The organism is Microbacterium luticocti DSM 19459 (assembly GCF_000422405.1).
Taxonomy (GTDB): domain Bacteria; phylum Actinomycetota; class Actinomycetes; order Actinomycetales; family Microbacteriaceae; genus Microbacterium; species Microbacterium luticocti.
Window position 1 is genome coordinate 344,718 of the sequence record NZ_AULS01000001.1, and the last position, 12,684, is coordinate 357,401.

Here is a 12,684-nt window from a genome sequence, read left to right on the forward strand (position 1 = left end):
CGGCCCGCCATGGCCGCACCGGTCGCCCCACCGCGTGCGGCGCGCGTGCAACCGGTGCGCGCCGACCTCGGCGGCGCCGCCACTGCGCTGGCCGGCGTGCTCGCGCAGGCGGGGGTGCCGAGCGGTGCGGATGCCACAGTGGTGCTCGTGTGCGCGCACGTGCCCGACCCGCGTGTCACCGCGGCGCTGCTGCGCGACGATGTGCCGCACCTTCCGGTCGTCTTCAGCGGTGGGCAGGTCACCGTGGGCCCGCTGGTGCGCCCGGGCGTGTCCGCCTGCCTGATGTGCGTGGCGGCGGCCCGGCGTGACGCCGACCCGTCGTGGCCGGCGATCGCCGCGCAGCTGCTCGACCGGCCGACACCCGTCGTGCCTGGAGCGCTGGCGCTGGAGGCGGGCCTGACGGCGGTGCGCCTGCTCAGCGAGCCGGACGAGGCGCGCGCCCGCGCGTCGCGCTCGGTGACGCTGAGCGCCGCGTCGATGCGCCGGGCCTCGCATCTGCATCGACCACACGCAGAGTGCGGGTGCCGATCTCCCGAACGAAGCGCGACACCGAGCGCTCACCCCGGGCACCGCCCCGCGACCACGTCACCGACAACGTACGCGCGGCCCGCGTGACGCCGACGTACGCCAGGCGCCGCTCCTCGTCGACCTGCTCGAACGTGGTCGCGTACGAGATCGGCAGCAGGCCCTCGGCCACCCCCACCAGGTGCACGTGATCCCACTCCAGCCCCTTGGCGGCGTGCAGCGTCGCCAAGGTGACGGTGCGCATGGCCGGCTCATGCTGGTCTTTGGCACGGGCGAGCAGGTCGTCGGTGAAGGTGCGCAGCGTGGTGTGTGGCGGTGCCTCCTCGGCCAGACGCAGCAGGGCACGCCGCGCCTCCCAGCTCTCGCGCAGGGCACCTCCGGCAGGCGGCGGGTCGTCGGTCAGGCCCACCGAGCGCAGCACGTCGCGCACCGTGTCGACGAATCCGTGCTCGGTCGGTGCCACCGACGCGCCGCGCAGGGCGAGCACGGCCTGCCGCACCTCGGGCAGGTCGAAGAACCGCTTGCCGCCCAGCACCGTGGCGGGGATCTGCCGGTCCGCCAATGCGGCCAGCAGTTCGGCGGACTGTGCGTGGGCGCGGTACAGCACGGCGATGCTGCGCGGGTCGGCGCCCGCGTCGATCTGGGCCGCCACCGCCGCCGCCACGCCGCGCGCCTCGGCGGCGTCGTCCGGGTACCCGGTGACGGTGGGAACCGGCGACGCGGCCCGATCGCGGGCAGACTGCAGCCGCAGCGCGCCCGGCCGGCCGCGCATGAGCTCGTTGGCCACCTCGAGCACCGGACCGGCGCAGCGGTAGCTGGTCTCCAACCGCACCACACGCGCATCGGGGTGGCGGCGCGAGAACTCGAGCAGGAACGAGGCATCCGCCCCCGCGAACGAGTACACCGTCTGACTGACATCCCCCACCACGCACAGGTCGTGACGATCCCCCAGCCACAGCTCGAGCAGCCGGTGCTGCAGTGGCGAGACGTCCTGGAACTCGTCGACGGTGAAGTGCCGGTACTGCTCGCGCACGGCCTGCGCGACCCGCGGTTCGGCCTCGATCATGCCGGCACAGGCCAGCAGCACATCCTCGAAGTCCAGTTGCCGGCGCTCGTCCTTGAGCTTCTCATACGCGTGCTGCAGGTCGACGACGCGTTGCACGTCGAGCCGGCCGATGCCGTTCGGCCGGGCCGCGGCATAGGCCTCGACCGACCTCATCGTGACCTTGCGCCACTCGATCGCCGACGCGACGTCGCGCAGGGTCGGGGTGTCGAGGTCGAGTCCGATGCCGTCGGCGGCATGGGCGAGCAGCCGCACCTTGTTGTCGACGATCGCGGGAGCGGTGTCGCCGGCGACGGTGGGCCAGAAGAAGTTCAGCTGCGCGAGCGCCGCGGCGTGGAAGGTCCGCGCCGACACACCGGTGACCCCCAGGGCGCGCAGTCGCCCGCGCATCTGGCCGGCGGCCTTGGTGGTGAAGGTGACGGCCATCACCCGGTTCGGCGAGTACGCGCCGGTGTCGACGCCATGCGCGATGCGGTGGGTGATCACCCGGGTCTTTCCGGCACCGGCGCCGGCCAGCACGCACACCGGCCCGCGCAGTGCGGTGGCCGCCTCGCGCTGCCGTTCGTCCAGCCCGTCCAGTACGCCGCTCACCGCGCCTCCGCGTGCCATTCGGCGATGAGGCGGTGCGCGATCGACGCCGGGCCGGGCAGACGGATGCCGTCGGCGGTGCCTGCGAGCGCGCGGCCGATCTGTTCCCGGGTGAACCACCGCACGGCCGCGATCTCGTCGCCGTCGGGCCGGGCCGCAGCGTCGTCGGCCGCCCGCGCACGGAAGCCGAGCATGAGCGAGCGCGGATACGGCCATGCCTGCGAACCGGCGTACCGCACGTCGCGCACCTGCACGCCCGATTCCTCGGCGAGCTCGCGCACCACGGCCTGCTCGGCGGACTCCCCCGCCTCGACGAACCCGGCGAAGCACGAGTATCGGTCGGGCCCCCACAGCGTGTTCGAGCCCAGCAGCAGCAGGTCGGGATCGGTGGCGCTTTCGACCGCGACGATCACGGCGGGGTCGGTGCGCGGAAAATGCTCGCGGCCGCACCCGTCGCACACCCTCGCCCAGCCCGCCTGCACAACGCGGGTGCGCGACCCGCAGGCAGGGCAGAACGGTGCCTCGCGCAGCCATCGGCCGAGCGAAACCGCGGTGACCAGTGTCGCCGCCTCGGTCGCGTCCAGCAGGCCGCCGACCTCACGCAGCGCAGCCCATTCCCCGGCGCCCGCGTCGACGTCGGGGTCGGCGGGTGCGCCCACACCGCCATCCGCGTCGGCATCCGCGGGGCCGCCCGCCTCTGCGTCGAACACCGCCGCCAGGATCGCGGCACCGTCGTCGCCGCGGCCGAGGAAGGCCCAGTCCGCGCCGCCGGGCACCTGCGCGGTGCGCCACCAGTGCAGGTGCGCGTGACCGGTGCCCTCCCCCCGGCGCACCAGCGCGCGGTCGCCGCGCACGACGAGCACCCGGGTCCGCCCGTCGGCGCGCAAGCGGGTCAGCAGGGCGGGATCGGCGCGCTCGGCCGCGTGGGGATCGAAGCCGGCGTGGGCCGTGACGCCCGGCGCCGAAGACCCGGCGATCCGAGCGGGGCGGGGTGCGACGGCATCGCCGCTCGCGCCGAGTGGCGTCATCGATACCTCCGTCCAGGGCGTGGCGACCGGTCCGACCGCCGGGCCAGACCTACCCTGGGGGGCATGGCACGCTCACCTCTCACTCTAGCGGCGACGGTGACATCGGCTCTCGAGCAGGTCTCGGTCGTGGGCGTCGCCGCGCTCACCGAGCACGGCGCGGGGCGTTACGACGCCGCGGTCGTCGACCTCGCGGACGGCCGTCGGGTCGTCGTCCGGGTCGCCACCGATGACGACGCCGCGGCCGAACTGACCGCCGAGGACCGGGCGCTGCACGCCCTGACCTCGGGGGTGCGTGCCCAACTGCCGTTCCGGGCACCGACGCCGCTGGGCACGGCCGTGCTGGAGGGGCGTCCCGCCCTGATCACCGATCATCTCGCGGGCTACCGGGTGGATGCCGTGCACGTGCCGGCCGGACGCGGCGCGGCCTGGTCGCTCGGGGCGGCGCTGGCGGCCGTACACGCGCTTCCGGAGTCCGTCGCGCGCAACGCCGGCCTGCCGGTGCGTGACGCCGAGCAGGTGCGCGCCGAGGTCTCGCGCCTGCTCGACCGGGTCACCTCGACCCATCACGGCGTACCGGTGTCGCTGCTGTCGCGTTGGAGTCGTGCCTTGGCCGCCGACCGGCTGTGGCGGTTCGAGACGGCCGTGACCTGCGGCGGGACCGGCGCCGACGCCTTCCTGCTCGAGGACGTCGAGGGCGTACCCACGGTGACCGGCCTGTTGGCCTGGTCGGGGCTGGGCGTGGGCGACCCGGCGGCCGATCTGCACTGGTTGTCGTCGGCACCGGATGCCGCGGACGACGTCTTCGCGGCATACCTGGGTTCGTCGGCCCGCACGCCGGACGACGCCGTGCGCACCCGCGCCCGCCTGTACGCCGAACTGGAGTTCGCGCAGTGGCTGGTGCACGGACACGACAGCGGTCGGGACGACATCGTCGACGACGCGGTCGGACTGCTCACCGCCCTGGCCGAGACGGTCATCGACGACGACCTTCTCGCCGAGGACGGTGGGGACGTGGACGATGCGATCGCGTTGCTCGCGCAGACCCCCGCCACCGCGGTCGGCGCCGTTGACACGTCGCTTCAGACGGATGCCTACGACGCCGAGGACACCGCGTTCGCGGCAGACGACCTGTCCGCGGTCTCGGCCGCGTCGACGTCCGCCGACCCGCTCGTGGGCCGGGTGTCATCCCCGGACGCCCCGCCCGCCGACGCGCCGTCGGCCGATGCCTTCTCGGGCCATGCCCCGACAGGCGGCGCCGGCTCGGGCGAGGACGGCGAGGCGACCGCGCCGATCGAGGGCGTCGACTGGGTCGGCTCCGGCACCGCCGACGCCGAAGAGGCCGACCGTGCCTCGCAGGCGGCGCTGCGCCGCTGGGCCGCGTCGTCCTGACACCCCTCCGGCCGACGGTATCCCCCGACCGTCCCTCCTCCGGCACCCCGACGACTGTCGCGCATCCGGCACTCCGACGACCGCTTCCGGCACCCCGAGCGCCTTCCGGCGGCTGAACCCGGCCCTACGGCCGGCCTCGGGCCGCCGATCCTGGCACAGAGCGCACACGCCCGGACACCATCACCCCCGCAGCACGAGGTCGTGCGCCACGTAGTAGAGCGTGACGTCGATCTGCTCGAGGGGAACACCGTGTTTGCGGTGGTAGGCCTGACGATACAGCTCGAGCTGCAGCATCCTCGCTTTCCGGGATGCCTCGTCCCGAGGCGGCGCGCCCGTCTTCCAGTCGACGATCTCGATACGGTCGCCGCGCCGGTACACGGCGTCGAGCTTGCAGATGGCGAGGTGGTCACGGTCGTCCAGGCCGTGGAAGCGGAAGTCGATCTCGGTTTCGACCGCGATGGGTCGCAGGTCCGCCCATTCCGACCGCTCGAAGGCGTCCTTCCAGGCGCGCAGGGCCTGCTCATCGCCCGGCGACGGCACCCCGGTCTCGTCGTCGGACTCCCACAGCGCGTCGTCCAGCGACCCGGCGGTGCCCACCAGGCCCGAGCGGCGCTCGACCCAGGCGTGGAACAGGGTTCCCAGCCGGGTCTGCCGGTACGGTCGCTCCGGCAACGGGCGGGCCAGCGCCGCCACGGTGCCCTCGTAGTCGGCCACGAAGTCCTTGTACCGCGAGGCGGGGATGCGCACGGGCGCGCCGCCGAGAGCCGGCGCGGCGCGCAGCTCGCGTTCGGCCAGAAGAAGCGCCAGGTCGTCGTCGGGGCGCACCCGTTTTGCGGCCAGCGCGGCGCGGACGATGTCGGCGGCCTGCTCGACCCGCGCGCGACGGGCGCCGAGCGGGTCCATCGGCCAGTGCAGCAGGCGCCGCTCGCCGAGGTACGGGTTCTCTCCCGGATCCGCCTGCGCGAGCTCGATGTGCAGGGCGTCGGCGATCTCGTGCAGGAACCGACTGTGCGCCCGGGGTCGGGTCGTGCCCGCCCACGGCGACGCGGTCAGCAGCAGGTGGTCGCGGGCACGGGTGACCGCGACGTAGGCCAGCCGCCGGTCCTCGCGCACCTGCCGCTCCCGGTGTGCGTGCACGAAGTCGTCTAGGGCGCGTTTGAGCTGCTGCTGGGTCTGCGCCTGCTGCCACGCGAACTCGGGCAGCCACGCGGCGTCGCCGCGGAACCGGTACGGCAGCACCCCGAATCCGAGCCATCCCTTGGTGTCTTTGGCGGCGGTGGGCAGCTCGTCCTCGACCATGCGCACCACGGCGACGGCATCCCATTCCAGCCCCTTGGACCCGTGGATGGTCAGCAGCTGCACCACGTCGTCCTCGGGCGGCTCGGTGCGCGGTGCGAACTCGTCGAGCTGTTCGGCGTGGTCGAGCCAGGCCAGCAGGCTCGGCAGCGACCCGCTCTCGTCGGCGGCGAGGAAGGTGTGCACCTCGTCGACGAACGCGCGCAGCTGGGCCGAGGCGATGCGTGCCGGCCCGCGTGTCTCGTTGGCGGCCAGCTCGACGTCCAGGCGCAGCTCGAGCTCGATCAGCCGCACGAGCTCGGCGATGGGCAGACCCGCCGAGCGCCGCAGTCCGGCGAACACGGTGGCGGCCTCGCGCAGTCGTTCCCGGCCGACCGGGGTGAAGCCGGCCAGCCAGCCGTGGTCGTCGTCGAAGCGGATCAGCGCGTCGAGGGCGTCGACGATCGAACCGGACTCGTCGCCCGCCGACGTGCGGATGCGTTCGGCGATCTCGGGTTCGAGCCGTTGCAGGGCGGCGTCGTGGCGGGAGAGGCGCCGTGCGAGGTCGGCGAGGGCGCGCAGGTCGGGCAGCCCGATGCGCCACCGCGGCCCCGCCAGCAGGCGGATGAGCGCCGAGCCCGCTCGCGGGTCGCTGATGACCCGCAGGGCGCTGACCACGTCGACCACCTCGGGGGTGGACAGCAGTCCGCCCAGCCCCAGGATGCGGTGCGGGATGCCCCGCGCGGCGAGGGCGTCACCGAACCGCACCATGTGCTTCTTGCTGCGGAACAGGACCGCCCCGGTCGTCGTCCGACCCGCCTGGGCACGCTCAGCCCGCACGCGGGCGAACCATTCCGCGACGCGGTCGGCTTCGGCATCCAGATCGTCTTCGACCGCGATGCACACCTCGCCGTCCGCCGCCGATGGGCGCGGTCGCAGCCGGCCGACAGGCACGGCGGCGGACGTCGCCAGCGGGGCGAGCACGGCGGATGCCGCGTCCAGCACGCGCGAACTGTTGCGCCAACTGGTCATCAGCGCGAACGTGCCGCACGGCCGGTCGCGACTGAACGCCGCGGCGAACCCGCCCAGGTTTCCGGCGCTCGCGCCGCGCCAACCGTAGATGGCCTGGTGCGGGTCGCCGACGGCCATCACGGCCCCGTCGGCGAACAGCGTCGCCAGCAGCTCGGTCTGCACCACAGAGGTGTCCTGGTACTCGTCCAACAGCACGACCCGGTATCGGTCGCGGATCTCCGCGGCCACCGCGGGGTGCTCGCGGACGATGCGGCGGGCGCCGGCGACCTGATCCGAGAAATCGAGCACGCCCAGCCGGCGTTTGTGCGCGTCGTAGTCGCGCGCCAGGTCGGCGAGCACCTCGAGGGCGTCGACGCAGGCGACCGCATCCCGCACCTCTTTGTACACGCTGGTGCGGGCGTTCTCACTGGGCAGCGTGAGGACGGTGCGCAGCCGTGCCGGGAACGCCGCCAGCTGGTCGAGGTCGACGACGTTGTCGACCCGGTCGCGGGCGATGCGCAGGGCGGCGTCGATGATCGTGCGGGTCGAACGGTCGAGGTGCTCGAGCCGCTCGTCGTCGCTGCCGAGCACGACGCGGCGCATGAGCAGCCACGCGGCCGATTCGCTGAGCACCACCGCCTCGGGATCGCGCCCGATGCGTACGGCGTGTTCGCGGACGATGCCGTCGGCGAAGCTGTTGTAGGTGGCCACGGTCGGCCGGTGCAGCAGCGCGTCGGTGTCGGCGGGCACCGGCTGCGCGCCCACCCCGGCAGCCAGCCGGTCGAGGGCGTCGTGCCGCTCCCGGTCGCCGGCGCCACGACGCTCCATCTGCCCGAACACGTCGAGCGCTCCCGAGGCGTGCAGATCCGGCAGGTGGGCCAGCAGGCCACGGCGTTCGAACTCGGCCAGGCGCGCCAGACGCCGTTGGATGCGTTCGGCGAGCTCACCGGCGGCCTTGCGGGTGAACGTGAGACCGAGGATCTCGTCGCGGCGCACCAGGGAGTTGGCGACCAGCCACACCACCCGCGCGGCCATGGTCTCGGTCTTGCCGCTACCGGCCCCGGCGACCACGAGGGCCGGTTGCAGCGGCGAGGCGATGACGGCGGCCTGCTCGTCGGTGGGCGGGAACTGGCCGAGCGCGGCGGCGATCACCTGCGGGCTGAGCTCCCCGGCGCCCGGCGTGGTCCGCGCACGTGCGGTGGTGGCATCCGTCATGAGGCGCTCACCGCCCCGATGGTGTGGATGCGGCACAGCCCGTAGGCGTGCTCGTCGCGGCAGTGTTCCTCGTACGGGGCGGGGAACGCGGTGCCGCGCATGAGGTCGGCGGCGACACGGATGCGGTGCAGGAACGCCGCCCGGCTCTCGTCGTCGAACGGCGGCTGCCACGGCTCGGCGTAGTCCTTCTGCCGCGCGGTCGGACGCAGCACGAGCAGCTTGGCACCCCCGGGGTCGGCCCCTTCGGTGCCGGCGATCACCCCTGCTTCGAACGCGAGCTGGTAGGCGGCCAGCTGCGGGTTGTCGGCGACCTTCGCATCGGTCTGCGGTTCACGTTTGCCCGTCTTCAGGTCGACGATCACGACGCGCCCGTCGGCGGTTCGCTCGACCCGGTCGATGTAGCCGCTGAGCACCGCCCGCTCCCCGTCGCCGATCGATATGGGCACCTCGAAGTGCGGTTCGGCGTCGAGCAGTGCCCCACCCGATGCCGCGAACCGCTGCAGGTACAGGTGCAGTCGCCGCACCAGGTCGACCGCCTGCGTGCGTGTGGCACGCTCGAGCCAGGCCGATTCGAACTCGAGCTCGCCCCAGCGGTCGGCGACCAGCTGCCACAGCCCGGGTTCGTCCGTGCCATCGGCATGTTCGAGGGCGGCGTGGATGATGGTGCCCAGGCCCGCGGTCGCGCCCGAGGAGTCTCCCCCGAGCTCGCCGATCGCCCAGTCCAGCGCGCAGGTCTCGAGGGTCTGCAGCCGCGACGGCGAGACCCGCAGCGGTTCGCCGTCGGGCTCGCGCAGCGGACCGTCCGCGGTGGCGGCGGCGATGCCGTACCACTGGTCGGGATGCGCGCCGGGAACGCCCGCGTCGGCGAGCAGTGCGAGCTGGCCTGCCGCATGCGCCCGCGCGGGCGCCGGGCGCTGCTCGGTGAGGGTGCGTCGGTGGCGCGCGACCAGGCCGCGCAGCGACAGCGGGTGCTCGGCGAGGGCACCCGCCGGCTGCGGGTCGGGCAGGAACTCGAAGAACGGGCTCGGTCCGGTGTCGTCGTCGTCGACCGCGGTGACCACGAGCCGGCCGGCGGCGCGCGAGATCGCGCGCACGAACAGCCGCAGTTCGTCGTGCAGCACGGCGCGGCGGCGGTCGATGACGCCGGGCGCCGCGTCGTCGCCGGCCGCCCGGGTGGCGGCGTCGGCGAGCCGCCAGGTCTGCAGCAGGCTGCCGCGCAGCCGCGTGTTCGGCCACACGCCGTCCTGCACCCCGGCGATCACCACGGTATCGAACTCGGTGCCCAGTGCTCCGGCGGGGGTGAGCACGGCGACCGCGGGCGTGACGGCGGCGGCATCCAGCCGGTCTTCGGCGACGTCGCTGTGCAGGATGCCGCGGACGAAGACCATCGGGTCGGCGGTGGCGTCGTCGTGCCGCTCGTCGAAGCGCTTCGCGGCCTGGAACAGGGCGACGACCGCGTCGAGGTCGCGTCCGGCCTGCTCGGCGAGCGGCCCGCTGCCGCCGGCGGCGTGCGCCCATTCGCGTTCCAGACCCGACCCTTCCCACGCGCTGAAGAGCAACTCATGGGCGGTGGCCCCGTCGGCGCGGGCCGCGCGCACCGCAGCCAGGGTGCGGGCCAGCCGGGCGGCGCGTCGGGCCTCACGGGTGTCGACGAGGTCGAACTCGATCGGGTGGCGGCATCCGTCGACCAGCAGCTGCGTCGCCGAGCGGGTGCCGTCGGCGCGCAGTTCGGCGTGCCGTAGCGCGGTGCGCAGCCGGCGCAGCTGCACCGGGTCGAAGCCCCCGGCGACGCCGAGGAACGCGTCCTGGACCAGCTCGCCGGTCCACTCGTCCGGGTCGACCGCGGCCAGTTCGACCAGGCGCAGCAGGTCTCGCACCGGGCGCAGCGTGCCCAGCGGCCGTCCGGGGCCGGCGGCCCGTGCGGGCACCTCGCGCGCGCTCAGCTCGCTGGCCAGTGCGGCGACCTGGCGGGTGTCGTGTGCGATGACGGCGCAGCGGTTCCACGGCACACCGTCGCGTACGTGCCGCTCGCGCAGCAGCCGCGCGATGACGTCGCTCTCTTCAGCGCCCGAGCGCAGCAGCAGCGCCCGCACACTGTCGTCGGCGGCGGCGCCCGTGGGTGGCCGGCGGTGCGCGATGCCGCCGGCGGTGCCGATGTGCGCGGTGACGGCACGGGCCAGATCGACGAGGGCGGCGGTGCCGCGGTGCGGTTCGTCGAGCACGTGCACGGGCCCCAGCGCGGCCGTGAGCCGGGCGAAGTTCTCGGGTGTCGCGCCACGGAACGCACCCGCGCCGATGTCGGGGTCGCCGAACGCGATCACCGGCACACCGCGGTCGCGGCAGGCGATCAGCAGGTCCACTCCCCCGCCGGTCAGTTCCTGCGCGTCGTCGACGAGGATCGCCCGCAGCCCGCCGAACGCGCCCAGCGCGGCCGCATCGGCGGCGCGTACCAGGCCGACGGCCTCGCGCACCAGGCCCGCGGCATCCCGGTGCGCCCCCCGCATCTCGGCACGCACCTGCAGGTACTCGGCGAAGAACGAGGCGGTCGCCTGCCATTCCTCGACGCCGAACCGCCCGCCCAGGAGGCGCAATCGCTCGGGGTCGATGCCGAGTGTGGCGCACTCGGCGAAGAACGCCCGCACCTCGCTGCGGAACCCCCGCGTGGCCCGGATGTCGGCGGTGAGCCACTGCGGCCAGCGACGAGCGCCGGATGCCTCGTCCTCGGCGTCGCCGGAGAGCAGGTCCGCGATGATGGCGTCCTCGTCGCCCCCGGTGAGCAGCCGAGGCGGTTCGGCGCCGGCGTGCACCGCGTGGCCGCGGGCCAGCCGGAACGCGAACGAGGTGATCGAGTGGGCCAGCGCCCCGGAGGTCGCCACGTCGACGGCCAGTCCCAGTCGGTCGCGCAGCGCGGTCGCGGTGGGACGGCTCGGGGTGAGCACGAGCACCTCGTCGGGGTGCAGCCCGTCGCGGGCGACCAGGGTCTGCAGGCGTGCCACCAGCGCGGTGGTCTTGCCCGTGCCGCCGGCCCCGGCGACCGTGCCGGAGGCGTCGGCGGCAAGCTCGGCGACCCGGCGCTGGCGGGGATCCAGTGGCACGGGCTCGTGCGGCCGGGCGGTCGGGGTGCCGGGCGCGTCGGTGCGGGTGGTCTTTGGTGTCATCGCCCGGCCACGCTATCGCGTGCCGCCGACATGCCGGCCTCACGCCCGACGACGGACCGTTCGCCCTGAGCGTGCGGGCGGCCGGGCGGTCGGCGCGGTGTCGTAGAGTTGCCATACCCGCAATCCGGCGCAGAAAGGCAGTGATCCGTGGAGATCCGCATCGGCATCGTCAACACCGGACGTGAACTGAACTTCGAGACCGACCAGTCGGCGGATGCCGTGCGCTCGGCCGTGACCGGAGCACTCGAGTCCGGGGCGACGCACGTGACCTTCTCGGACAGCAAGGGCAACTCCTACATCGTGCCCACGGCGGGCCTGGCGTATGTGGAGCTCGGCACCGAGGACGTGCGCCGGGTCGGGTTCGTCGCCTGATGGAGATCGTCCTCGCCCTCATCTACGGGGCGGCGATCGGCGCCCTCGCGCACTTCACGATGCCGGGGCGCGACACCCGCGGGCCGGTGCCGGCCCCGATGATCGGCGCCGTGGTCGGCGGCGCACTGTGGACGGTGCTCACCTGGGCCGGCGTGGGCACCTCGAGCCCGTGGCTGTGGCTGGGCACCCTCGTCGTGCCCACCGTCGTGGTGTACGCGGCCGTCGGGGTGCTCACCCGGGTACGACGTCGTCACGACGAGCGCGAGCGGGAACGACTGGGCATCGCCTGACCCGCACCGCGGCCGGGAGCCGTCAGGCGCTGAGCCCGAGCGCCTCCATGCGGCGGGCGTGCGCGCCGAGCAGTCCGGTGAACACCGGCTCGACCTGCTGCCTCTCAGCGGCGTCCAGCGTCGGGGTGCTCAGCGCCGCCCGGGCGATGAGGATGGTGTCGCCGACCAGGCGCCGCCCCCACATCGCCAGCAGCGAGCGCAGCTCGTCGTCGCCGGCGATCGCCGCCGCGAGCATCTCGACCACCTGCGCCCGGTCGGCGTCGGCCTGCAGGATGCGCGCCACCCGGGCGCCGGCCTCGCCGTAGCTGTGCGAGAGCGCGTCGTAGAAGTCGTCGAGCATCCCGGCGGTGATGTGCACCGAGAGCATGGTCTCGTACGGGCGCAGGCCGTGGGTGGCGGTGCGGAACGCGTCCAGCGGCTCGCGGAACGGCAGCATCAGCTCGGTCGGGTCCGCACCGCGCTCGCGGATCAGCGCGACGATGGCCTGGTGCTTGGTGAGTGCCGCGCCCGCGGCGCGCGACAGCGCCTCTTTCGCCTGAAGCTGCGGCGTCGAGGCGATCAGCTCGCTGAGCGTCTCGACGTAGCCCAGCTGCAGGTACGCGGCCTGCCCCAGGAACGTGTCGATGTCGGGTGCGAGGTCCTCGAACGCCACCCGCGTGGCATCCCCCACCTCGTCGCGCGAGCGCAGCCGCAGCGGGCGCACCGCCGGCCGCCGCCTCTTGAACCACCCGAACACGCGATACAGCCTACGGGGTGGCGCCGCGGGGCCG

The 12,684-nt window shown here is 74.1% G+C and carries 8 protein-coding genes and 1 pseudogene; 4 read left to right on the forward strand and 5 right to left on the reverse strand.

The features are described 5' to 3' along the window. Positions 1–9: 9 nt before the first annotated feature. Positions 10–534: pseudogene (locus tag H577_RS18015) on the forward strand (TOMM precursor leader peptide-binding protein); the annotation flags it as partial. On the opposite strand, the gene H577_RS0101760 reads toward H577_RS18015, so the two are convergent. Then, complete coding sequence (locus tag H577_RS0101760) at positions 416–2,197, reverse strand: ATP-dependent helicase (RefSeq protein WP_036283272.1); 1,782 nt, start codon at positions 2,195–2,197, stop codon at positions 416–418. The pseudogene H577_RS18015 and the gene H577_RS0101760 overlap by 119 nt on opposite strands. After that, complete coding sequence (gene nudC, locus H577_RS0101765; protein ID WP_029144491.1) at positions 2,176–3,204, reverse strand: NAD(+) diphosphatase; 1,029 nt, start codon at positions 3,202–3,204, stop codon at positions 2,176–2,178. The genes H577_RS0101760 and nudC overlap by 22 nt, the downstream gene beginning before the upstream one ends. A gap of 63 nt (positions 3,205–3,267) precedes the next feature. Here nudC and H577_RS0101770 point away from each other — a divergent pair, with 63 nt between their 5' ends. Continuing rightward, positions 3,268–4,593 carry a phosphotransferase gene (locus H577_RS0101770; protein ID WP_029144492.1) on the forward strand — a complete coding sequence of 442 codons (1,326 nt, stop codon included), beginning with the start codon at positions 3,268–3,270 and terminating at the stop codon, positions 4,591–4,593. Between the two features lie 180 nt (positions 4,594–4,773). On the opposite strand, the gene H577_RS0101775 is transcribed toward H577_RS0101770, so the two are convergent. After that, the gene (locus tag H577_RS0101775; RefSeq protein WP_051191595.1) at positions 4,774–8,094 is read right to left on the reverse strand and encodes an ATP-dependent DNA helicase; all 3,321 of its coding nucleotides are present in this window, start codon (positions 8,092–8,094) and stop codon (positions 4,774–4,776) included. Continuing rightward, positions 8,091–11,252, reverse strand: a complete 3,162-nt coding sequence (locus H577_RS0101780; protein ID WP_051191597.1) for a UrvD/REP family ATP-dependent DNA helicase — start codon at positions 11,250–11,252, stop codon at positions 8,091–8,093. Before H577_RS0101780 ends, H577_RS0101775 begins: the two co-directional genes overlap by 4 nt. Before the next feature lie 147 nt (positions 11,253–11,399). Between H577_RS0101780 and H577_RS0101785 the strand changes: the two genes are divergently transcribed. Next, positions 11,400–11,624: a DUF3107 domain-containing protein gene (locus H577_RS0101785; protein ID WP_029144495.1), complete on the forward strand. Its 225-nt coding sequence runs from the start codon at positions 11,400–11,402 to the stop codon at positions 11,622–11,624. After that, positions 11,624–11,914 carry a hypothetical protein gene (locus tag H577_RS0101790; protein WP_029144496.1) on the forward strand — a complete coding sequence of 97 codons (291 nt, stop codon included), beginning with the start codon at positions 11,624–11,626 and terminating at the stop codon, positions 11,912–11,914. Before H577_RS0101785 ends, H577_RS0101790 begins: the two co-directional genes overlap by 1 nt. Before the next feature lie 22 nt (positions 11,915–11,936). Here H577_RS0101790 and H577_RS0101795 read toward each other — a convergent pair whose 3' ends face one another. After that, a complete protein-coding gene (locus tag H577_RS0101795) occupies positions 11,937–12,650 on the reverse strand; it encodes a ferritin-like fold-containing protein (RefSeq protein WP_029144497.1) in 714 nt (237 codons plus the stop codon). Positions 12,651–12,684: the final 34 nt, after the last annotated feature.